Here is a 22,383-nt window from a genome sequence, read left to right on the forward strand (position 1 = left end):
TTTACGGCTAAGAGAAAGAGTTTATAAGCCGGGCTTACTCGGTCATCAACTTAATGACCGCTTTGTAATCCTCGGCTGTACAGTCCATGCACAGTCCACGCGGTGGCATGGCCCCCAAACCATTGGTCACGCTCTGCACCAAAGCATCAGTGCCTTTGGCCAGACGCGGTTCCCACGCGGCTTTATCGCCACGCTTTGGCGAGGTTGGGATTTGCCCATTATGGCAAACACCGCAAGAACGGGCGTACACCGCTTCAGGGTCTTGGGCCGCATGAGCACCCACATGAGCACCCATGGTAACCAGCATGGCAGCAGCTACAGTCAGCAATTTTTTCATCAGATCAACCTCATCAGGAGGGGAACGTACTGCTTTCTATGGGCAGATGATCTAAATCGTTCCCGTGAACACTTGTCCAACGGTTGGGAGAAAGCGCACACAAAATCTGCGTCATTATATACTGGCAACATTGAAACGGAAACGACGCTGCTTGCTAGGCTACACCAGCAAAGGCAGGCTGCGCGCAAATGTCGCAAGGGCATCGCGCCTGTAACGCCTCTTCACGCTCGCCCTCACGGAAATCCAGATGCAAGCCAAGAACCCCATTATCGGTCTGTGCCAACAGGCCAGCTTTCTTATCAGCGCGGCCAAGGTCGATCAGTGTCCGGAGGATTTTGGTCATGAAGTGGCCTTTGCCGGGCGTTCCAACGCCGGTAAATCCAGCGCCCTTAATACCCTAACCCACGCTAGCCTAGCGCGCACGTCAAAGACACCTGGGCGCACCCAGTTGCTGAACTTTTTCAAACTGGATGAAGAGCGCCGTTTGGTTGACCTACCAGGCTATGGCTACGCCAAGGTGCCCATCCCACTGAAACTGCACTGGCAAAAACACCTGGAAGCTTACCTGGGCAGCCGGGAAAGCCTGCGCGGGCTGATGCTGATGATGGATATCCGCAAGCCTCTGACCGAGTTCGACATCCTCATGCTGGATTGGTCAGTGGCCAGCGAAATGCCCATGCATATCCTCCTGACCAAAGCCGACAAGTTGGCGTTCGGCGCAGCCAAAAATGCGCTGCTCAAGGTGCAACAGGACATTCGCCAGCGCTGGGGCGACCGCGTCAGCATCCAGTTATTCTCCGCCCCCAAACGTATGGGCATCGAAGACGCGCAGGCTGTGCTGGCCGAATGGCTGCAATTGGGTGAATTTGCGCTGCCAGATGACGAAGAAAGCGAAGCCTGATTCATGTTGCGTGCGCACAAGAGGCTGACGCCATGTCCGGTGAGCGGGTGCTTCGCCGGACGGTAATAGCCAACTGAACAGAGCGCGGGAGAGGATGGTCGGGCAAAAATGACCGGGAATCATTTTTGACGTCGCGCAGCGACGGCCCGCAGGGTGGCAGCCAATGAATGCTAGGCAAAAAAAACCCCAAACTTCTTATGGGGGAGGGAAGTTCGGGGTTTAACGTCTGAACTGCTAGGGGGAGTTCAGAATCTGCCAACACTTAACACAACTAGGAGCAATGAAGGGCTGTCTAGGCCGTTCATAAGCTCTGACTGGTCGGTCTGGCAGAAAGTTCAAAAAGCGCTTTGAATCGATTGGCTATAAAAACCATATAGCTAATGCCATAAAGTCACAGCGCCCGTTTTAGCAGGCGCTGAATTATGGATATCAGTGCGCTTCATCCCAGTTGTCACCCACACCCACTTCGACCAAGAGCGGCACATCCAGCGCGGCGGCGTTGCCCATCAGCGGCTTGATCTGCTCGGTGACTTGCTCCACCAACTCTTCGCGCACCTCCAGCACCAGTTCATCGTGCACCTGCAGGATGACCCTCGCATCCAGGCCCGACTCACTCAACCAGTTGTCTACCGTCACCATGGCGCGCTTGATGATGTCCGCTGCCGTGCCTTGCATCGGTGCGTTGATCGCGGTGCGCTCGGCCCCTTTGCGCAACGCCGGGTTCTTCGCGTGGATATCCGGCAGGTACAGGCGACGGCCGAACAGGGTTTCGACATAGCCTTGCTCGGACGCCTGCTCGCGAGTGCGCTCCATGTAAGCCAGTACGCCGGGATAGCGGTGGAAATACACGTCGATATAGGCCTGCGCTTGCTTGCGATCACAACCAATTTGCTTGGCCAGGCCGAAGGCGCTCATGCCGTAAATCAAACCGAAGTTGATCGCCTTGGCGCTGCGGCGTTGATCGGTGGTGACAGCCTCCAGCGGCACGCCGAATACTTCAGCCGCGGTGGCTTTGTGCACGTCACGGCCATGGCGGAAGGCATCCAGCAAGCCTTCATCCTGAGCCAGATGCGCCATGATGCGCAGCTCGATTTGCGAGTAGTCCGCCGCCAACAGCTTGTAGCCCTTGGGCGCGACAAACGCCTGGCGAATACGCCGACCTTCGGCGGTGCGAATTGGGATGTTTTGCAGGTTCGGGTCGGAGGATGACAAACGCCCGGTGGCGGTAACCGCCTGGTGGTAGCTGGTGTGAATGCGCCCGGTACGTGGGTTGATCTGCTCCGGCAAACGGTCGGTATAGGTGCTTTTCAGTTTGCTTAAGCTGCGGTACTGCATCAGCACTTTAGGCAGTTCAAAATCTTGTTCAGCCAATTCGGCCAGCACCGCTTCAGCCGTGGAGGCCTGACCCTTGGCGGTTTTGCTGATCACCGGCAAACCGAGCTTCTCGTAGAGAATCACCCCAAGCTGTTTGGGCGAAGCCAAGTTGAATTCTTCCCCGGCGATCTCAAACGCCTGACGCTCCAGCGCCACCAGCTTTTCGCCCAACTCATTACTTTGCAGGCCCAGCAGCTTGGCATCCACCAGCGCACCTTGGCGCTCGATACGCGCCAGCACCGGCACCAGCGGTATTTCGATTTCTTGCAGCACCTTGGCCAGGCTCGGTTCTGCCGAGAGCTTGGCCCACAGGTGTTGATGCAAACGCAGGGTCACGTCGGCATCTTCGGCGGCATAAGGCGCTGCCTGTGCCAGATCAATCTGGTCAAAGGTCAGCTGCTTGGCGCCCTTACCGGCGATGTCTTCGAAACGGATGTTGCTGTGATCGAGATACTTGAGCGCCAGGCTGTCCATGTCGTGACGGGTGGCGGTGGAGTCCAGCACGTAGGATTCGAGCATGGTGTCGAACATTACGCCCTGCACGTGGATCGGCGTTGAGGCATTGGCGAGGATGTTGATGTCGTACTTGGCGTGCTGACCGACCTTGGCCTTGTGCGGATCTTCCAAAATCGGCTTGAGCGCCTTAAGCACCGCATCACGGTCCAGCTGCGTCGGCACGCCCATATAAGAATGCGCGACCGGGATATACGCTGCTTCGCCAGCCTTAACCGCAAAGGACAGGCCGACCAATTGCGCCTTTTGTGCATCCAGGCCGGTGGTTTCGGTGTCGAAGGCGATCAGCTCGGCGTTGCGCAGCTTCTCCAGCCAAACCTCGAACTGCGCCTGCTCCAGAATGCACTGGTAATCACCCAATGCTGCCACTGCGGGCAACTCGCCAACCGCCGCATCAGCGGTTGGCGCCTCAGCAACGGCTGGAGCTGGCACGACTGTAGGGGCGGCACTGGGGGCGAGGACAAACAGGTCATCGGCAGGCGCTGCGACCGGTGCCTTGACCGCCGGGGCCGGATTGCTGCGCAGCAGTTCATCACGCCAGGTTTTGAATTCCAACTCGACGTAAAGCTCCAACAGCGCCGGCACATCCATAGCGCTCGGGTGCAGCGACTCGATGGCGATATTCAGCGGCACATCCAGTTTGATGGTGGCCAGCTGATAAGACAGGTAAGCCATGTCCTTATGCTCGATGAGTTTGGCCGGCAAGTTCTTGGCTCCACGAATCGGCAGCTCCGGCACTTTTTCGAGGTTGGCGTACAACACATCGAGGCCGCCACCGATACCGACCAGCAAGCCCAGCGCGGTTTTTTCACCCACACCCGGCACACCGGGAATGTTGTCGACCTTGTCGCCCATCAGCGCCAAGTAGTCGATGATCAGCTCAGGACCGACACCGAATTTCGCTTTTACGCCATCGATGTCGTAGACGCTTCCGGTCATGGTATTGACCAGCGTAACGTGCGGGCAAACCAGCTGAGCCATGTCCTTGTCGCCGGTGGAGATGACCACGTCGCGGCCTTCAGCGGCGCATTGGCGGGCCAGGGTGCCGATCACGTCATCGGCTTCGACGCCTTCGACACACAGCAACGGATAACCCATCGCCCGTACGCTTGCATGCAGCGGCTCGACCTGTACACGTAGTTCATCGGGCATCGACGGGCGATTGGCTTTGTAATCGGCAAACAGTTCGTCGCGAAAGGTCCCGCCTTTGGCATCGAACACCACGGCAAACGGGCTTTTCGGGTACTGCTTGCGCAGGCTCTTGAGCATGTTCAGCACACCCTTGACCGCGCCGGTTGGCAGGCCTTTGGAGGTGGTCAACGGCGGCAGGGCGTGGAAGGCGCGGTACAGGTAAGACGAACCGTCAACCAGAACGAGAGGGGCTTGACTCATGAGCAGGATCAACCTTTTCAGCGGGGGCAGCGGTAACAGGCTGTTGGAAACGTTAGCGAGGCCGGCAAGACCAGGCAAAAACAGGCGAGGACGCGGAGTTTACGTGCTGTACATGAGCATCCGAGCCTGTTTTTAACGCAGGATTGCCAACGCAGGTAGTTTCTCAACAGCCTGTTAGAATGGCTGCACCATAGCAATCAAAGGGACAAGGTTATCATGCGCACACTCAATCGCCTGTTGTTGGCCACTCTGCTGGCATTCACCACCGTGGCCGCCCACGCCGAAGACCCGGTGACGGCCGATCCGGATGTGACCATTCGCCAGGACGGCGACCGCACCATCACCGAATACCGGCAGAACGGCTTTCTCTACGCGATCAAGATCACACCGAAAAAGGGCAAGCCCTACTTCCTGGTGCGCGCCGATGGCAGTGAAGGCAACTTTATCCGCTCCGACCAGCCCGACATGCTGATTCCGCAGTGGGAAATCTTTAAGTGGTAAGGCGTTAATCCATGTCTGTGTTTACCCCGCTTGAGCGACCTGAGCTTGAGGCGTTTCTCGCCCCTTATGAACTGGGTCGCCTGCGCGACTTCCAGGGCATTGCGGCAGGCAGCGAGAACAGCAATTTCTTCGTCAGCCTGGAACGCGGGGAATACGTACTGACCCTGATCGAGCGGGGGCCGAGCAGCGATCTGCCGTTCTTTATCGACCTGCTTGATGTACTGCACGGTGCGGGCCTGCCCGTGCCCTATGCCCTGCGCACAACTGCAGGCGAGGCGCTGCGCAGCCTGGCCGGAAAACCGGCGCTGCTGCAACCGCGCTTGGCCGGTAAGCACGTGCACGCCGCCAATGCGCATCATTGCCAGGAAGTCGGCGCGTTGCTGGCGCGTATTCACTTGGCTACGCGGGCGCAACCGCTGCCGCGCAAAAGTGACCGGGGATTGGACTGGATGCTGGCCGAAGGGCCGAGTCTGGCTCTGCAGCTACCCGATGAACAGCTGCCATTGCTGCGTGATGCCTTGGCCGAAATCCAGACGCTCAAGCCACGCCTGCTCGCCTTGCCACAAGCCAACCTGCATGCCGACCTGTTCCGCGATAACGTGCTGTTTGACGGCAACCACCTAGCCGGTGTGATTGATTTCTACAACGCCTGCTCGGGTCCGATGCTTTACGACTTGGCGATTGCCCTGAACGATTGGTGCTCACACGAGGATGGCAGCCTCGACCCCAAACGCGCGCAAGCGCTGCTGGGTGCCTACGCCGGGTTGCGAGCATTCACGGCGGCGGAAGCAGAATTGTGGCCCGCCATGCTGCGCATTGCCTGTGTGCGCTTCTGGCTGTCGCGATTGATTGCCTCTCAGTCCTTTGCAGGGCAGGACGTGCTGATCCACGACCCAGACGAATTTCGGCGTCGTCTGGCGCAGCGCCAACACATCGAGCTGACGCTGCCGTTCGCGTTCTAAGGTGTGGCTATGCCTAGGTGGGCTGAACGGCTGTGCAGCCCACTCGACTTACAACGCCTCCAGACACCCTGCCAACTCGCCCGCTAGGTTTTCCAGCAGGGTTTCATAGCCGCTGGCTTCGGCGGCTAGGTTGCCGCCCATAGCATCCAGCTCCGCCAGGGTGACGGGCAGGCCGGCGGTCAGGGTTTGCGCCAAGCGCGGACGGAACGGTGGCTCGCTAAACACGCAGCTAGGGCCAGCCTGTTGCAGGCGCTCGCGCATAGCGGCGACGTGCTGAGCGCCCGGCTGAACTTCACCCAGTACGCTAAAGACACCGGCATGCTTGAGGCCGTAGGCGGCCTCAAAATAGTCGTAGGCTTCGTGGAAGACGAAGTAAGGCTTGCCGGCCAAGCCGCTCAAGCGGCTTTTCAAACGTTGATCCAGCGCATCCAGTCGCTGAGCAAAAGCCTCGGCATTGGCCTGATACCGCGCGGCATTGGCCGGATCGAGTTGCGCCAGGTCGGCAGCCATTTTGTGGGCGATCACCCGGCCATTGGCGGGCAGCAACCACAGATGCGCGTCAAGACTGCCGGGACGATGATCGTGGTCATGCTGATCCGCAGGCTGGCCATGATCGGCGTGATCGGCGTGATCGGCGTGATCATGATGAGCGTCGGCCTTTTCAGCGTGGCTATCGCCAAAATGCCGCAAGGTCATACCGGGCACGTCTTGCACCGCCACGTTTGGCTTGCTGCGACCTTCCAATACACGCGGCAGGAAGCTCTCCAGATCAGGGCCGATCCAATAGAGCAGGTCGGCCTCACGCACCCGGCGCACGTCCGAGGGACGCAGCGCGTAATGATGCGGCGAGGCGCCCGGTGGCAGCAGCACCTCGGGCTGGCCAACGCCATCCTGCACGGCGGCAGCGATCAGTTGCAGCGGTTTGATGCTGGTCAGCACGCGCGGCTGAACCTGCGCCAAAGCCGGCACACTCACGGCAAAAGTAAGCAACAGCAGGCCTAAGGCCGGAAAAAGACGCAACACGGGAAGCACTCAAACAGGAAGGAACGGGTAATATAATAACGTCCCCCACCTGATTCGTCGTTGCCCATGACTCAAGCACCGCTGGCTTCACGCCCCCATGACCATTCCCGCTGCGTTAGCCATGCCCTGGCTGAGGCCGAAAGCATCTGCGCGCGCCAGGGTTTGCGCCTGACGGCACTGCGCAAGCGCGTACTGGAGCTGGTTTGGGCCAGCCATAAACCGCTCGGCGCTTACGACATTCTAGGCGTGCTGAGCGAAGAAGACGGCCGCCGCGCCGCGCCGCCAACGGTGTACCGAGCGCTAGATTTTCTTTTGGAAAACGGCCTGGTGCACCGCATTGCCTCGCTGAACGCCTTTGTCGGCTGCAGCCACCCGGAGCACGCCCACCAGGGTCAATTTCTGATTTGCCGGGGCTGCCATGCGGCCATTGAACTGGAACAACCGCTGATCAGCCAGGCCATTGTCAACGCCGCCAGCGGGGTCGGCTTTGCCGTGGAAGGGCAAACAGTGGAAGTGGTCGGCCTCTGTGCAGGCTGCCGGACACCGTCATGAGTGACGCACTGATCCGCCTGAGCGGTGTGGGCGTGACCTTCGCCGGGCAACGCGTGCTGGATGATGTGCAACTGAGCGTAAAGCCCGGCGAGATCGTCACGCTGATTGGCCCCAACGGCGCAGGCAAAACCACCCTAGTACGGGCCGTGCTCGGCCTGCTCAAACCCGATACCGGCAGCGTCTGGCGTAAAGCCAAACTGCGCGTGGGCTACATGCCGCAAAAGCTGCACGTGGATGCCACGCTGCCCCTCTCCGTGCTGCGCTTTCTGCGCTTGGTACCGGGCGTGACACGCACGGATGTGCAAGCGGCGCTGGCCGAAGTGGGTGCCGAGCAGGTGATCGACAGCCCACTGCAAAGCATCTCCGGCGGCGAACTGCAGCGCGTGCTGCTGGCCCGCGCGCTGTTACGCAAGCCCGAATTGTTGGTGCTGGATGAGCCGGTGCAGGGCGTCGATGTCGCCGGTCAGGCGGAGTTGTACCGGCTGATCACGCAACTGCGCGACCGCCACGGCTGCGGTGTGCTGATGGTGTCGCACGACCTGCATCTGGTGATGAGCACCACCGATCAGGTGGTCTGCCTGAACCGTCACGTGTGCTGCTCCGGGCACCCCGAGCAAGTCAGCTTCGACCCGGCCTTTGTCGAGTTATTTGGCGAAGATGCCAAGAGCCTGGCCATCTACACCCACCGCCATGATCACGCCCACGACCTGCACGGCGCAGTGGTCAACGACCCTGCCAGCGGCCTGAGCATCAAAGGCCCAGTCAAACCACATATTCACGGAGATGGCTGCACGCATGGCTGATTTTCTACTAAATGCCTTGCTTGCCGGCCTGGCGCTGGCGCTGGTTGCCGGCCCGCTGGGTTCCTTTGTGGTGTGGCGGCGCATGGCCTATTTCGGCGACACCCTGTCGCATGCCGCGCTGCTCGGCGTGGCCTTGGGGTTGATGCTCGACGTCAGCCCAACCTTGGCCGTCACCGTGGGCTGCGTGCTGCTGGCCGTGTTGCTGGTCACCCTGCAAAGCCGCCAACCGCTGGCCTCCGACACCTTGCTCGGCATCCTCGCGCACAGCACGCTGTCACTGGGTCTAGTGGTGCTGAGCTTTATGCGCGATGTACGCATCGATCTGATGGGTTATCTGTTTGGTGATTTGCTCGCCGTCGGCCCTACTGATCTGGCCTGGATCATCGGCGGCAGCGCGCTGGTTTTGGTGCTGCTGGCCTTGCTCTGGCGACCGCTGCTGGCGATCACCGTGCACGAAGAATTGGCGAGGGTGGAGGGGCTGCCTGTGGCGGCGATTCGCCTGAGCCTGATGCTGCTGATCGCCGTGGTGATTGCCGTGGCGATGAAAATTGTCGGCGTGCTGCTGATCACCTCCCTGCTGATCATTCCTGCCGCCGCCGCCCAGCGCCATTCGCGCACGCCGGAACAGATGGCCTTCGGCGCCAGTTTGATCGGGATTGCCGCCGTATGCGGCGGGCTGAGCCTGTCGTGGTTTCAGGACACCCCCGCCGGGCCGTCAATTGTGGTGACCGCCGCCGCCCTGTTCTTATTGAGTTTCGCTCTGCCACGGCGTGCGGCCTGAACGGTTGGTACAGGCCTTGGACGCAGTGTAGACTTGCGCGTTTTTTGCACAATCCGAGACGCGCAGCAATGAAATCGTTCGTTTTCCGTGGATTTCCCTTGATCCTGGTTCTGCTGCTGGCGGGCTGTCAAAGCTCGCCGCAGCAGCCGGCCAACCTGCCGGTCGATGACTTGGTCAGCGCCTTTCGCCAGCTCGACCAGAGCCTGGCCAGCGGCGACCTGAGCGGTGCCGAAAGCCAACTCGGCAGCCTGCAACAACGCGCCGCCGGGGATACGCGCCTGGAGCAATACCAACGCCAGTTGAGCGAAGCCCACCTGCAGCAGGGGCGAAAAGCCCTGCAAGCCGGTGATCTGGATAGCGCCACCCAAGCCCTGAGCCGCGCGCGCAGCCTGATGCCACAAGCGCCGGCATTGACCCAAGGCCTCGATGCAGCCATTGCCAGCGCGCGTGAAGCTGAACTCGCCGCCGCTGAACAGCAGCGCCGCGCCGAAGCAGACGCGGCAGCCCTCGCCGAGCGCGAACGCCTTGAACAAGCGCGCCAACTGCGCCTGGCGGCTGAACGCCAAGCCGCCGCCCTGCAAGCCACTGCATTACCCAATGCACCGGTCGTCGAAGAGCCAGCACCGGCAAAGCCGCAAGCGCGCTTGATCGACCCCAGCGCCGCGCGCAGTGTGATTGCCCTGCCTATGCTGGACAGTCAGGACAACGCCCGCCTGCGCAGCCTGCTCGATGCAGTGGCCGCCGATGTGGTGACCTTTCGCTGCGCGGTGCGCATCGAAGTACGCGAAGCCAAGGATTTCCCCTGGGTCGCTTCACTGCTCAATGCCCGCATCAAACGTCTGGACCCCACGTTCAGCGCGCGCCTGAGCCATGTGGTCAACCCGGATAAAGCGCCGCAACTGGTCCTCAGCCCACAGCTGTAAGGACCTGCAGGCCACTCGAGCGGACGTAGCGGTCGTTTGCCAGCAGCCGACACACCCCGTCGGACGCGACGCTCAATAATGCAATTTAGCTATAACCATAGGTCTACAAAGATTTTTGCGACCTAAACAGCGCCGGGTAGACTAGCCGCCCGATTCGGCCTACCCGGCAACTCCCAAACCCAAAAGGTTTAACGCGTGATCAATTTTCATCAGGTCCATAAGGCGTATCGCGTCAATGGCCAGGATATCCCCGCCCTGCAACCGAGCGACCTGCACATTGCCCGTGGCGAGGTGTTTGGCATCATCGGTCACTCCGGTGCCGGCAAAAGCACCTTGTTGCGCCTAATCAATCGTCTGGAAGAGCCGTCCGGCGGGCGCATCGAAATCGACGCTGAAGATGTCACAGCACTCGACGCTACGGGCCTGCGACGCTTCCGCCAGCAAGTCGGGATGATCTTCCAGCACTTCAATCTGCTGTCGTCCAAGACCGTTGCCGACAATGTGGCCCTGCCACTCAAGCTGGCCGGCGAACTGCCGCGCAGTGCGATCAACGCCCGCGTGACCGAGTTGCTGGCCCGCGTCGGCCTGCAAGATCACGCCCACAAATACCCGGCACAGCTCTCCGGCGGTCAGAAGCAGCGTGTCGGCATTGCCCGCGCCCTGGCCACCGAGCCAAAAATTCTGCTGTGCGACGAGGCCACCAGCGCTCTCGACCCGCAAACCACCGCCTCGGTGCTGCAACTGCTCACCGAGATCAACCGTGAGCTGAACCTGACCATCGTGCTGATCACCCATGAGATGGATGTGATCCGCCGCGTCTGTGACCGCGTGGCCGTGATGGATGCCGGGGTGATCGTCGAATCCGGTCCGGTAGCCGAGGTATTTCTGCACCCACAACACGCCACCACCAAGCGCTTCGTGCAGGAAGCCGAGCAGGTTAACGAAAACGAACAGCACGATGATTTTGCCCATGTGCCGGGCCGCATTCTGCGCCTGACCTTTCAGGGTGAAGCCACTTACGCGCCACTGCTGGGCACGGTGGCGCGTGAGACCGGGGTGGATTACAGCATCCTCGCCGGGCGCATCGACCGCATCAAAGACACCCCCTACGGCCAACTCACCCTGGCCCTCACCGGCGGCGATATTGACGCCGCGCTGGCGCGCTTTGACGCGGCGGATGTGCATTTGGAGGTGCTGCGCTGATGGATGCCTTATTGACCCGCCTGTTACCCAACGTTGACTGGACAGAAATCGGCTACGCCAGCCTCGACACCCTGAGCATGCTCGGCGGTTCCATGCTGTTTACCGTCCTGCTCGGCCTGCCGCTGGGCGTGCTGCTGTTCCTCACCAGCCCACGGCAGATGTTCGAGCAAAAAGCCTTCTATGGCCTGCTGTCATTGCTGGTGAACATCCTGCGCTCGGTGCCGTTTGTGATTTTGCTGATCGTGATGATCCCCTTCACGGTGATCGTCACCGGTACCTCACTCGGCGTTGCCGGGGCCATCCCACCGCTGGTGGTCGGGGCCACGCCGTTCTTCGCTCGCCTGGTGGAAACCGCGCTGCGCGAAGTCGACCGCGGCATCATCGAAGCCACGCAGGCCATGGGCGCAACCACCCGACAAATCGTGGTCAATGCCCTGCTGCCCGAAGCGCTACCGGGCATCATTGCCGCGATCACCGTCACAGCAATCACTTTGGTGTCCTACACCGCCATGAGCGGCTTGATTGGCGGCGGTGGCCTCGGCGATTTGGCCGTGCGCTATGGCTATCAGCGCTACCAGCCGGACGTCATGGCCGTCACCGTGATTCTGCTGCTGGTGCTGGTGCAAGTGCTGCAAACCGTCGGTGACAAACTGGTGGTGCACTTCTCACGTAAATAAATTCCGCCCGGTGCCAGCCGGCTGGCACCGACGCTGACATCTTGCGGCCACCCGCCGCGCTACACGATCCCACAAGGAGTTTCACCATGAAAAAACTGCTCGCTGCTGTCGCGGCACTGGCTGCCTTCTCGGCCCAGGCCGAAAGCCTGAACATCGCCGCCACCGCCGTACCCCACGCGGAAATTCTCGAATTCGTTAAACCGACCCTGGCTGCCGAAGGGGTTGAGTTGAACATCAAGGTATTCACCGACTACGTGCAGCCCAACGTGCAAGTGGCGGAAAAGCGCCTGGACGCCAACTTCTTCCAGCACCAGCCGTATCTCGATGAGTTCAACAAAAGCCGTGGCACTGAGCTGGTCAGCATTGCCGGTGTGCACGTTGAACCCTTTGGCGCGTACTCGAGCAAACACAAAAGCCTGAACGACCTGCCGCAAGGCGCCAACGTGGTGATCCCCAACGACGCCACCAACGGCGGCCGCGCGCTGCTGCTGCTGCAAAAGGCCGGGGTGATCACCCTGAAGCCGGAAGCCGGCATCCTTGCCACGACGAAAGACATCGTTGAGAACGCCAAAGCCATCAAGGTGCGTGAACTGGAAGCCGCCACCCTGCCGCGCGTGCTGACTCAGGTAGACCTGGCGCTGATCAACACCAACTACGCCCTGGAAGCCAAGCTCAACCCAACCAAAGACGCACTGGCCATCGAAGGCAGCGACTCGCCGTACGTCAACATTCTGGTTGCCCGCGCCGACAACAAAGACAACGCCGGCCTGCAGAAACTGGCCAAGGCACTGAACAGCGATGCAGTTAAAGCCTTTATCGCCGAGAAGTACCAAGGTGCGGTGGTGCCGGCGTTCTAAGACGTCGCGCAGGCATTCATAACGCCAAACCCCGCTCGAAAAAAATGCCGTTCACTCATCAGGGTGAACGGCATTTTTGTTGGCAGTGCGCTCAACAGCGCAAGGCAGGTGGATCAGGGACGATCCAGCAGACTCGGTAGCTGCGCGACCAGTTTGGCGTTGTTGATCGGCGCACGGATAAAGCCACGCTGCTTGCCATCCGGCCCGAGCAGCACCAGGTTGCCGCTGTGGTCGACGGTATAGTTCTCTTTGCTGGTATCGGCCGGAATAAACGGAATGCTTACGCCATTGGCCAGCTTCTGGATGGTGGCTTGCTCACCCGTCAGGCCAATAAAGCCGGCATCGAAATAATCCAAATACTTCTTCAACTGCTCCGGCGTGTCGCGATGCGGGTCCACCGTGACCATGATGATGCGCAGCTTACTCAGCGTCGCTGGCGGTAATTGACCTTGCAGCTGACGCAACTGAGCGAGGGTGGCCGGGCAGATGTCCGGGCAGAAGGTGTAGCCGAAGAACAGCAGGCTCCATTGATCCTTGAGCTGGTCGACGGCCACCGTCTGGCCATCCTGATTGGTCAGGCTCAGTTCCGGCAGACTTCGGCTCTGAGGCAGCAGCACAATACCGGCATCCAGCAACACAGTCGGATCGCCCTGTCCTTTGCTGTTCAGCACCTTGTTAACGGTCAATCCCAGCACCAGCGCAACGAGGGTGACAAGGACAAATACGGTGGTCTGGGTTCGAGTCATGGGGCCTCAGAGATTGAGCAGCAGGTAGTGATCCACCAGCAGGGCGATAAACAGCGCGAAAAGATACCAGATGCTGTATTTGAAAGTGTTGATCGCCGCATGCGGCCGGCTGTCACGGTACAGCACAGTGGCCCAATAGAGGAACCGCCCACCCAGCAGCACCGCGCACGCCAGATAGAGCATGCCGCTCATGTGAATGGCGTAGGGCAGCAAAGTCACGGCAAACATCACCAGGGTGTACAGCAGGATGTGCACCTTGGTGTAGTGCTCGCCATGGGTCACCGGCAGCATGGGGATATCGGCCTTGGCGTACTCCTCCTTGCGGTGAATGGCCAGCGCCCAGAAGTGCGGCGGCGTCCAGGCGAAGATGATCAGCACCAACAGCAACGGCTCGGCGCTAATGTGCCCGGTTACAGCGACCCAGCCGAGCAACGGTGGCGCAGCCCCGGCCAGCCCACCAATGACAATGTTCTGCGGCGTAGCACGCTTGAGAAAACCGGTGTAGAGCACCGCATAGCCCAGCAGGGATGCGAGGGTCAGCCAGGCCGCCAGCTCGTTGGTGAAGGTCAGTAGCAGCGCCATCCCGGCCACCGCCAAGAGCAGGGCGAAACCCAACGCGGCGCTGGGCGAGATGCGCCCGGCCGTCACGGGACGTTTGAGGGTGCGCGCCATGATCGAGTCAATGCGCCGATCAACCACATGGTTCACCGCCGCCGCCGCACCGGCACACAAGCCAATGCCGAGGTTGCCGAAGATCAGAATCTGCCAGGAAACCCCCGCTCGGGTGGCGAGGAACATGCCAACCAGTGAGGTGATCAGCATCAGCACCACGACCCTGGGTTTGGTCAGCTCCAGGTAATCACGCCAGCCGGCATGGGCTTGTTGTTCGCGCGCAAGAGTAGCCATAGGGTCTCTCCTTTTATTCTTGTTATTTGCTCGGTATCGCGGCAAATCCGCGAGGCGCCTCGGATACGGCTGCGCGCTGCCACAGGCGGCTGCGCAATCGATAGTTGATCAATACCAAGGTTAGCAGCAGGGCGGCGCCACCGAGGTTATGTGCCACCGCCACCAGCAGCGGCAGGTGGAACACCACATTACTGATACCCAAGCTGACCTGTACCAGCAGAGCCAATAACAGCAGGGCCGCCAAGCGCGGTTGGGCCCGCTGTTTAAGCTGCCACGCCAGTGCCAGCAGTACCAGGGTGACCAACACGGCCCCGATACGGTGACTCATGTGGATGGCGGTGCGCGCATCACTGTCGAGCTGTCCGCCGAGGTAGTTCGGACCGATGTGCTGAGTCAGGTGGAAACCGTTGGCGAAATCCATCGCAGGCCACCACTCGCCATGGCAGGTGGGCAAATCAACACAGGCCACGGCGGCGTAGTTACTGCTGACCCAACCGCCAAGCGCAATCTGCCCGATGACCAGCAACAAGGCGGCAGCAGCCAACGCGCGCAGGCGCGGGGTCACGTCCAGCGGCGGGAAGCGACCGGACAGGCGCAAGGTCAGTAAAAACAACAAACTGAGCGTGGCAAAGCCGCCAAGTAGGTGTGCCGTTACCACCTGAGGCCAGAGCTTGAGGGTGACGGTCCACATGCCAAAAGCCGCTTGCAGGGTCACTAGCGCCAGTAAAGCCAAGGGCAGTTTCAGCGGTTGCTCGACGTTGCTGCGACGACGCAGCGCATGCACAGCCAACCCCAGAATGACCAAACCCAGCGCGCCAGCAAAATAACGGTGGATCATTTCGTACCAGCCCTTGGCCACTTCCACGGGGGCATCGGGAAAGCGCGCTTCGGCGATGGTCTGCTTATGCTCGCTCATAGGCACACCGATAAACCCATAACAGCCCGGCCAATCCGGGCAACCCAGGCCGGCATGGGTCAGGCGGGTGTAGGCGCCCAACACCACCACCAGCACCGTCAGGACAGTGGCAAACAGAGCAAAGCGGTATCCGGGTTTGGCCATCTGGAACTCCTTGTGGTTAACCTTGAGTCACACCATCCATTCAGAGCAGACGCTAGCCGATCTGCGAGATTTTCAGCAGGTGGCGCAGGTCGTTGAGAATGGCTTTGCCCTTGATGCTATTGTCGTAGCGCAGCACCAAGTTGCCATGCGGATCGACAATCCACAGTTGCGCGCCTTCGACCTTGCCAGCGGTTTTGCTGTAAGCCTCTGGCTGCAACGGGTAGCGCGCCAACTGCGGGTACTCCAGACGCAACTGAGCGTCATATTCATCGCTCAGTGGCAGCGCACTGGCCAGAGCATGGCTGGCACGGCTGACCTCACGGTTCAGGCCGATGTGCACCTGACGGGCGAGGTACACCAGCTCTTTGCAGCGCTCATCGCACTGCTGCGGCACCGTAACCAGCAGTTGCCAGCCGGCTTGATTGGCATCCGCCACGCCCAGATCAGCCAAGGTCTGGCCGTTGCCAATCAACTCACCGTGGTAGCTGCGGGTTTCCGGCACCCAGAAACGCAAGTGATACATGGCGCTGGCCAGCAACATGGGGGCGATCACGACGGCCAAAATCATGATCAGTTGCAGCCGTCCACGCAGACGTTGACCCGGTGAAACCTCAGGCAGGGCGATGGCTGGGTTCATGGTGAATCTCCCGTGCGTTAACTAAACCTAGATAGATAAACAAGCCAAGCAGTGCCGCCGCCAAGGCGAACCACTGCACGGCGTAACCGGTGTGTTTGTCGGGGCTCATGGCAATCACCGGCCAGCTGACCTGAAAGGACGCCGGACCCGGTTCAAGGCGTACCTCGTAAGCCAAACCACCACGCCCCAGTTGCTGCCATAGGGCATCGGCTTTGACTTCGCTGATCAGGCGCGGCCATTCATTCGAAGGAGGATTTTTTTGCAGCTGGAAGGCTTCACCCAACGGCACATAAACGGTGGCCTGCAGCGTGAGCGGGGTATCCGGTGTGGCGAAGCGCGGCGTGATGCGCCGATCCGGCCAGGCTAACCAACCACGATTAAGCAGCACCCAAAGACCGCTGGACTGATCGTAAAACGGCTGCAACACCTCAACGCCTACCTTGCCATCGCGAATGCGGTTATCCAGCAGCAGGGTATGTCGGGCATCGAAGTAACCTTGCAGGCGCACGCGCTTGTATGCCGGATTGGCCTCGCGCTCCAGTAAATCCAGGTTGATAGGGGAAGCTTGCTGCTGCGCTTCATGGCTGGCCAGTAACAAGCGTTTTTCGTCAGCGCGCGCCAGTTGCCAGAAACCCAAGGCAATCAGGCAGGGAAACAACATCAGCACCAAGATGCTGGGCAGCCAGCCAGGCCGAAAGCCACTCATGACAGGCGACCTGTCAGCGGGTAGAGCCTGGCTATACTGCAACTGAAGTACATTTCCCTTCCCCGACATCATGGGAGTTACGCATGCTCAAGGCCGCGATCGTCCTGTTACTGCTGGCAACGCTGATTAGCCTGTTCAGCGGTTTGTTCTTCTTGGTCAAAGATGAAGGTCACTCCGCTCGACTGGTCAATGCGCTGACCGTGCGTGTCACCCTCACTGCGTTGACCGTTGCGCTGATTGCCTGGGGTTTCTACAGCGGCCAACTGGTGCCCCAAGTCACTTGGTAGCCGCGTTAAATCACGTAGACAAAAACAAACAGGCCAATCCACACCACATCAACAAAGTGCCAATACCAGGCAGCGGCTTCGAAGCCGAAGTGCTGCTCGGGAGAGAAGTGTCCGCGCATCACTCGCACTAGCATGATGACGAGCATCAGCGTGCCCAAGGTGACATGCGCACCGTGAAAGCCCGTCAGCATGAAGAAGGTCGCGCCGTAGATCCCCGAACCCAGTGTCAGGCCCAGTTCGTTATAGGCGTAGATGTATTCCTCGACCTGCAGAACCAGGAAGGCGATGCCCAAAATTACCGTCAGCGCCAGCCAACGCGTCAGCGCAGTGCGATGGTTCTTGCGCAGAGCGTGGTGAGCAAAGGTCAGAGTTACGCTGGAAGCTACCAGCAAGAGCGTGTTGATCAGCGGTAGGCCCCAGGCACTGATGGTGCCGCTGGGTGCTGGATAAAGCTTGGGATCCGGCGTATTAAGCATCGGCCAGCTGTACTCAAACCCTGGCCAGAGCATGTTGGCCAACCCTTTGTCGCCTTCACCGCCCAACCAGGGGCCCGCCCAGGTTCGCACGTAAAACAGCACACCGAAGAAAGCGGCGAAAAACATCACTTCAGAGAAAATGAACCAGCTCATGCCCCAGCGAAAGGAACGGTCCATCTGCGGGCTGTAGAGACCGTCGCGGCTTTCCTTGATCACATTGCCAAACCAGCCAAACAGCATGTACGCCAGAAACAGGCTGCCGATGAAAAAGATCAACGGACCGTTGGAGCCTTCTCGGTCGGCGGACAGGTCATTAAACCAGGTGCCAACTCCGTAGAACGAAATCAGCAGCCCCAGCGTGGCAATGATGGGCCACTTGCTTTGCGCAGGAACGTAATACTGTTCGTGACTCGACATGGGTTGTTCTCCTTATTGTGCCGCCCGGGTAAGGGTCACTTGGGCAACCGGCGGCTTGCTCGCCGTGATGTCAAACAGGGTGTAGCCCAGGGTTAGGTGATGGACATCCTTGGGCAGATCACGGTCGACGATAAAGCGCACCGGCATTTCGATGCGCTCCCCGGGTTGCAGCACTTGCTGGGTAAAGCAGAAGCATTCGGTCTTGTGGAAAAAAGCCGCCGCGCGCGCCGGTGACACACTGGGCACCGCTTGCGCACTCATGGGCTGATCCGTCGGGTTGTGCGCAATAAACAGCATGTCGCGCGCCTCGCCGGGGTGCACCGTCAACTCGTCCGCCATGGGCCCGAAGCTCCAGACCATGCCCGCGGCATTGGTCGCGAGAAACTGCACGCGCACCTGGCGGCTGTCGTCCTGCGTTTGCACGCCCTGATAGGCATCCGCCGTTTTACCGTTGATGCCAAACACCCGGCACATGGCGTCGTAGAAAGGTGGCAGAACGAAGACGCCGAAGCAGAACATCACCACCACCACCACCAAGAGGCGGCTGACCAGGGCGCGGGTACTGATTCCTTCGCTCACGGCCGCTCTCCTATTTCACTTCAGGTGGCGTGCTAAAGGTGTGATAGGGCGCAGGCGATGGCACCGACCACTCCAGCCCTTCAGCCCCATCCCAGGGTTTGGCCGGAGCCGGTTTGCCACCCCGAATGCACTTGATGACGATGAACAGGAACAACAACTGGGTGGCACCAAACATGAAGGCACCAATCGAGGACACCATGTTGAAGTTGGCAAACATCATGTTGTAGTCGGGAATGCGCCGTGGCATGCCGGCCAGCCCGACAAAGTGCATCGGGAAGAACGCCAGGTTCATGCCGACAAAACTCATCCAGAAGTGCAGCTTGCCAAGGGTTTCGTCATACATGTGGCCGGTCCACTTGGGCAGCCAGTAATACGCCGAGGCGAAGATGCCGAAGATGGCACCCGGCACCAGCACGTAGTGGAAATGCGCCACCACGAAGTAGGTGTCGTGGTATTGGAAGTCCGCCGGGGCGATGGCCAGCATCAACCCGGAGAAACCACCAATGGTGAACAGGATGACGAAAGCCACGGAGAACAGCATCGGCGTTTCAAAGGTCATCGAGCCGCGCCACATGGTGCTGGCCCAGTTGAACACCTTCACCCCCGTGGGCACGGCAATCAGCATGGTGGCGTACATGAAGAACAGTTGGCCGGTCAGCGGGATGCCCACGGTGAACATGTGGTGCGCCCAGACCACAAACGACAAGAAGGCAATCGCCGCAGTGGCATAAACCATCGAGGTGTAGCCAAACAACGGCTTGCGCGCGAAGGCCGGGATGATTGCACTGACCGCACCGAACGCCGGCAGGATCATGATGTACACCTCGGGGTGACCGAAGAACCAGAATATGTGCTGGAACAGCACCGGATCACCACCACCGGCTGCGCTGAAGAAGCTAGTACCGAAGTGGATATCCATCAGCATCATGGTCACGCAGCCCGCCAGCACCGGCATCACGGCAATCAGCAAAAACCCGGTGATCAGCCAGGTCCAGACGAACAGCGGCATCTTCATCAAGGTCATGCCGGGCGCACGCAGGTTGAGGATGGTGGCGACCACGTTGATCGCGCCCATGATCGAACTGATGCCCATCAGGTGCACGGCGAAGATAAAGAAGGTGGTGCTTTCCGGCCCGTAGGTGGTCGACAGCGGTGCATAGAACGTCCAGCCAAAGTTGGGCCCGCCGCCTTCCATAAACAGGGTACTGACCAACAGGCCAAAGGCTGCTGGGAGCAACCAGAAGCTGAAGTTGTTCATGCGCGGCAAGGCCATGTCCGGCGCGCCGATCATCAGCGGGATCATCCAGTTGGCCAAGCCGACAAAAGCCGGCATCACCGCACCGAAGACCATGATCAGGCCGTGCATGGTGGTCATCTGATTGAAGAACTCGGGCTGCACAATCTGCAGGCCCGGTTGGAACAACTCGGCACGGATCACCATGGCCATCGACCCGCCGAGCAGGAACATGGCGAAGCTGAACCACAGGTACATGGTGCCGATATCTTTATGGTTGGTGGTCAACACCCAGCGCATCAGGCCCTTGGCCGGGCCGTGGTGATGGTCATGTCCGGCATGACCGTGGCCAACGTGGCCCGGATCGATCACTGCACTCATGTCCTTACTCCTGAGCCTGTTTGAACGCGAGGATGTCTTTTGGCGTGACCATGTCGCCTACCGCATTGCCCCAGGCATTGCGTTCGTAGGTGATGATCGCGGCGATATCGACTTCCGAGAGTTGCTTGCCGAAGGCAGCCATCGAGGTACCGGGCTTGCCGTTGACGACGATGTCGATGTGCCCCTTGGCCGGGCCGACAGCAATGGCCGAACCTTTGAGTGCCGGGAACATTGGCGGCAACCCTTCACCGCTTGGCATGTGACAGGCCGAGCAGGCAGTCACGTAGGCTTTTTCACCACGGGCCATGAGCTCGTCCATGGTCCATTCCTTGGTGGTCAGCTCTTTCTCGGCGGCCGCGAGTTGTTTGCGCTCTGCCAACCAGACGGCGTAATCCTCTTTGGATTTGGCCTCAACCACGACCGGCATAAAGCCGTGATCCTTGCCGCACAACTCGGTGCACTGGCCGCGGTAAATGCCGGGCTCTTCGATGCGCGTCCAGGATTCGTTGATAAAGCCGGGGATGGCGTCCTTCTTCACTGCCAGCGCAGGCACCCACCAGGAGTGGATCACGTCGGCGGCAGTAATCAGAAAACGCACCTTGGTCCCCACCGGCACTACCAGCGGTTCATCCACTTCCAGCAAGTAGTGCTCGCCTTTGTCGGCGCGGTTTTCTATCTGCGCCTTGGGCGTGGACATGTTGCTGAAGAACTCGACGTCTTCACCGAGGTACTTGTAATGCCACTTCCATTGGTAGCCGGTGATCTGGATATCCAGTTCCGACTCGCTGGTGTCATAGATGTCGATCAGCACCTTGGTGGCGGGAACGGCCATGACAATGAGGATGACCAGCGGCACCACGGTCCAGAGAATCTCGACCGTCGTGCTTTCATGGAAATGAGCAGGCTTCTGACCGACCGAGCGGCGGTGAACGAGCATCGACCAGAACATCGCGCCGAACACGATCACGCCGATCACGACGCAGATCCAGAAAATGGTCATGTGCAAATCAAATACGGAGCGGCTGACCTCGGTGGCACCTGGCGTCATGTTGACACCCCAGCTGGCGTGCGCCGAACTGAATACCAGCCACAACAGGAGGCCCATCCAAACTCGTGGATGTCGCGTCATTGCGGGTTCCCCTTCATTGTTCTTGTTATGCAACGAACCGGTCTGTGGCCCGCTCAGCCTGTATTCCCGGAGCTGGAAACAGGCATAAACAGTGGATGCCGCAGCTGATTCGGAGTTATCAGGTACTGCCTTGCGAATTTGAGTATAGACAGGGGTCTAGCGCTGGCAACGCGCCAGTCGAAATGAGCGGTAAAAGATTGCTACTTGACGGGAGGCCGCGCCGGCCGCGGCACAGAGAAAGATCGTCGGCAATGTGTATAGCCGATTCGAATAACTGTTTAATAATTATGACAATCTATTCTTAGCCACAGCACTGAGGCAGCTAAGGTTCTCGCCCATGTCCTACATTCAGGAGCCGTCATGAATATTGCCGCCTTGCATCCCTTGATCCAGCAAGCCCTGCAACACGAAGCCGAAACAGGCCAACTGGCCAAACAAATGCACGGCCATCTGGATCAATTGCATCCGTCCATCCGCCTGCCCGGCACTGACACCGACGCGGTGTTATTGCGCTTTGTCAGTGCCTATATCGAGCAAGTACCAGAGATGCTGCAAGCCGCCCATGCCGTGGCACAAGAGGCCGGCATTGAGGCGCAGATTAAACCCGTGCTGAAAGTTGCCGAGGCGTTTTTCCTGCAGCCGCCGGCCCTGATGGCGGGGCATGAGGGGCTGGAAGGCTTGCTGGATGAAGCCTACCTGGCACATCGCCTGGTGGAAGAAGTGAACGACCGCTACATCCGCCACCTGGGCGCGCCGCTGATTCCGCTGGACACCACCGTCGCCAACCTGATTGCTCACCAGTTGATCGGCGAGCCCTTTGCCAATCAATTGGATGAGGCCGTGCAACATGCGGTCAACGGCATGCTCGATGACAGCACCTTTGCTCAAGCCTCCGTTCAAGCCTACCGCGAGCGCCTGCACAGCCCGCAAACCGAAGCCGCCTGGCTGCGCTGGCCGTGCCTGTCCCGTCAGTTGGGTGTGGAACTGCAACTGACCGAGCGCCGCGCCGCAGGTTAACCGGCGGTC

Annotated in this window: 24 protein-coding genes; 12 read left to right on the forward strand and 12 right to left on the reverse strand. The window is 59.9% G+C overall.

The annotated features are described in order from the left end of the window. Positions 1-34: 34 nt before the first annotated feature. The gene (locus AUK77_RS17400; protein WP_296132243.1) at positions 35-337 is read right to left on the reverse strand and encodes a c-type cytochrome; all 303 of its coding nucleotides are present in this window, start codon (positions 335-337) and stop codon (positions 35-37) included. A gap of 247 nt (positions 338-584) precedes the next feature. On the opposite strand from AUK77_RS17400, the gene yihA reads away from it, so the two are divergent. After that, positions 585-1,238 carry a ribosome biogenesis GTP-binding protein YihA/YsxC gene (gene yihA / locus AUK77_RS17405; protein ID WP_296132244.1) on the forward strand — a complete coding sequence of 218 codons (654 nt, stop codon included), beginning with the start codon at positions 585-587 and terminating at the stop codon, positions 1,236-1,238. Positions 1,239-1,667: 429 nt separating this feature from the next. Here yihA and polA read toward each other — a convergent pair whose 3' ends face one another. Further along, positions 1,668-4,517, reverse strand: a complete 2,850-nt coding sequence (gene polA, locus AUK77_RS17410; protein WP_296132246.1) for a DNA polymerase I — start codon at positions 4,515-4,517, stop codon at positions 1,668-1,670. Positions 4,518-4,733: 216 nt separating this feature from the next. Here polA and AUK77_RS17415 point away from each other — a divergent pair, with 216 nt between their 5' ends. Beyond that, positions 4,734-5,018 carry a DUF2782 domain-containing protein gene (locus tag AUK77_RS17415; protein ID WP_296132251.1) on the forward strand — a complete coding sequence of 95 codons (285 nt, stop codon included), beginning with the start codon at positions 4,734-4,736 and terminating at the stop codon, positions 5,016-5,018. A gap of 11 nt (positions 5,019-5,029) precedes the next feature. Then, on the forward strand, positions 5,030-5,980 hold the full coding sequence (locus AUK77_RS17420; protein WP_296132254.1) for a homoserine kinase: 951 nt from the start codon (positions 5,030-5,032) through the stop codon (positions 5,978-5,980). Between the two features lie 48 nt (positions 5,981-6,028). Here AUK77_RS17420 and znuA read toward each other — a convergent pair whose 3' ends face one another. Continuing rightward, on the reverse strand, positions 6,029-6,976 hold the full coding sequence (znuA, locus tag AUK77_RS17425; protein WP_296132312.1) for a zinc ABC transporter substrate-binding protein ZnuA: 948 nt from the start codon (positions 6,974-6,976) through the stop codon (positions 6,029-6,031). Between the two features lie 93 nt (positions 6,977-7,069). On the opposite strand from znuA, the gene zur reads away from it, so the two are divergent. The 7 genes from zur to AUK77_RS17460 all read left to right on the forward strand — a co-directional run bounded on the left by zur (position 7,070) and on the right by AUK77_RS17460 (position 12,799). Further along, positions 7,070-7,555, forward strand: coding sequence for a zinc uptake transcriptional repressor Zur (zur, locus tag AUK77_RS17430; RefSeq protein WP_296132256.1), 486 nt, complete (start codon positions 7,070-7,072; stop codon positions 7,553-7,555). After that, the gene (znuC, locus tag AUK77_RS17435) at positions 7,552-8,358 is read left to right on the forward strand and encodes a zinc ABC transporter ATP-binding protein ZnuC (RefSeq protein ID WP_296132259.1); all 807 of its coding nucleotides are present in this window, start codon (positions 7,552-7,554) and stop codon (positions 8,356-8,358) included. Before zur ends, znuC begins: the two co-directional genes overlap by 4 nt. Next, the gene (znuB, locus tag AUK77_RS17440; RefSeq protein ID WP_296132262.1) at positions 8,351-9,139 is read left to right on the forward strand and encodes a zinc ABC transporter permease subunit ZnuB; all 789 of its coding nucleotides are present in this window, start codon (positions 8,351-8,353) and stop codon (positions 9,137-9,139) included. The genes znuC and znuB overlap by 8 nt, the downstream gene beginning before the upstream one ends. 68 nt (positions 9,140-9,207) lie before the next feature. Continuing rightward, on the forward strand, positions 9,208-10,062 hold the full coding sequence (locus AUK77_RS17445) for a PA5502 family lipoprotein (RefSeq protein ID WP_296132264.1): 855 nt from the start codon (positions 9,208-9,210) through the stop codon (positions 10,060-10,062). Positions 10,063-10,257: 195 nt separating this feature from the next. Beyond that, positions 10,258-11,265, forward strand: coding sequence for a methionine ABC transporter ATP-binding protein (locus AUK77_RS17450; protein ID WP_296132268.1), 1,008 nt, complete (start codon positions 10,258-10,260; stop codon positions 11,263-11,265). Further along, positions 11,265-11,942 (forward strand): methionine ABC transporter permease, encoded by a 678-nt coding sequence (locus tag AUK77_RS17455; RefSeq protein WP_296132270.1) that lies wholly within the window; start codon positions 11,265-11,267, stop codon positions 11,940-11,942. Before AUK77_RS17450 ends, AUK77_RS17455 begins: the two co-directional genes overlap by 1 nt. Positions 11,943-12,028: 86 nt before the next feature. Then, positions 12,029-12,799, forward strand: a complete 771-nt coding sequence (locus AUK77_RS17460; protein WP_296132273.1) for a MetQ/NlpA family ABC transporter substrate-binding protein — start codon at positions 12,029-12,031, stop codon at positions 12,797-12,799. Between the two features lie 113 nt (positions 12,800-12,912). Here AUK77_RS17460 and AUK77_RS17465 read toward each other — a convergent pair whose 3' ends face one another. The 5 genes from AUK77_RS17465 to AUK77_RS17485 are packed head-to-tail and all read right to left on the reverse strand — an operon-like array spanning position 12,913 to position 16,854. Next, positions 12,913-13,545, reverse strand: a complete 633-nt coding sequence (locus AUK77_RS17465) for an SCO family protein (protein WP_296132275.1) — start codon at positions 13,543-13,545, stop codon at positions 12,913-12,915. A gap of 6 nt (positions 13,546-13,551) precedes the next feature. Beyond that, positions 13,552-14,451, reverse strand: coding sequence for a heme o synthase (gene cyoE / locus AUK77_RS17470; protein ID WP_296132277.1), 900 nt, complete (start codon positions 14,449-14,451; stop codon positions 13,552-13,554). A 22-nt stretch (positions 14,452-14,473) separates the two neighbouring features. After that, on the reverse strand, positions 14,474-15,511 hold the full coding sequence (locus AUK77_RS17475) for a COX15/CtaA family protein (RefSeq protein WP_296132280.1): 1,038 nt from the start codon (positions 15,509-15,511) through the stop codon (positions 14,474-14,476). 52 nt (positions 15,512-15,563) lie between these two features. Continuing rightward, positions 15,564-16,148, reverse strand: a complete 585-nt coding sequence (locus AUK77_RS17480; protein WP_296132282.1) for a hypothetical protein — start codon at positions 16,146-16,148, stop codon at positions 15,564-15,566. Further along, positions 16,123-16,854, reverse strand: a complete 732-nt coding sequence (locus tag AUK77_RS17485; RefSeq protein ID WP_296132285.1) for an SURF1 family protein — start codon at positions 16,852-16,854, stop codon at positions 16,123-16,125. Before AUK77_RS17485 ends, AUK77_RS17480 begins: the two co-directional genes overlap by 26 nt. A gap of 83 nt (positions 16,855-16,937) precedes the next feature. Here AUK77_RS17485 and AUK77_RS17490 point away from each other — a divergent pair, with 83 nt between their 5' ends. Continuing rightward, entirely contained in the window at positions 16,938-17,141 is a 204-nt protein-coding gene (locus tag AUK77_RS17490; RefSeq protein WP_296132287.1) for a twin transmembrane helix small protein, read from the forward strand. 5 nt (positions 17,142-17,146) lie between these two features. Here AUK77_RS17490 and AUK77_RS17495 read toward each other — a convergent pair whose 3' ends face one another. From AUK77_RS17495 to coxB, 4 genes are read right to left on the reverse strand one after another with little or no spacing between them, the layout of a single operon-like run. Further along, the gene (locus AUK77_RS17495) at positions 17,147-18,034 is read right to left on the reverse strand and encodes a cytochrome c oxidase subunit 3 (RefSeq protein WP_296132290.1); all 888 of its coding nucleotides are present in this window, start codon (positions 18,032-18,034) and stop codon (positions 17,147-17,149) included. Positions 18,035-18,046: 12 nt separating this feature from the next. Continuing rightward, a complete protein-coding gene (locus AUK77_RS17500) occupies positions 18,047-18,613 on the reverse strand; it encodes a cytochrome c oxidase assembly protein (RefSeq protein ID WP_296132294.1) in 567 nt (188 codons plus the stop codon). Positions 18,614-18,623: 10 nt separating this feature from the next. Then, on the reverse strand, positions 18,624-20,228 hold the full coding sequence (gene ctaD / locus AUK77_RS17505) for a cytochrome c oxidase subunit I (protein WP_296132297.1): 1,605 nt from the start codon (positions 20,226-20,228) through the stop codon (positions 18,624-18,626). Between the two features lie 4 nt (positions 20,229-20,232). Further along, positions 20,233-21,357, reverse strand: a complete 1,125-nt coding sequence (coxB, locus tag AUK77_RS17510) for a cytochrome c oxidase subunit II (protein WP_296132300.1) — start codon at positions 21,355-21,357, stop codon at positions 20,233-20,235. A 360-nt stretch (positions 21,358-21,717) separates the two neighbouring features. Between coxB and AUK77_RS17515 the strand changes: the two genes are divergently transcribed. After that, on the forward strand, positions 21,718-22,374 hold the full coding sequence (locus tag AUK77_RS17515; RefSeq protein WP_296132302.1) for a hypothetical protein: 657 nt from the start codon (positions 21,718-21,720) through the stop codon (positions 22,372-22,374). The last annotated feature ends 9 nt before the right edge of the window (positions 22,375-22,383 follow it).

It is taken from the genome of Pseudomonas sp. Ga0074129 (genome assembly GCA_001465025.1).
Lineage (GTDB): Bacteria > Pseudomonadota > Gammaproteobacteria > Pseudomonadales > Pseudomonadaceae > Aquipseudomonas.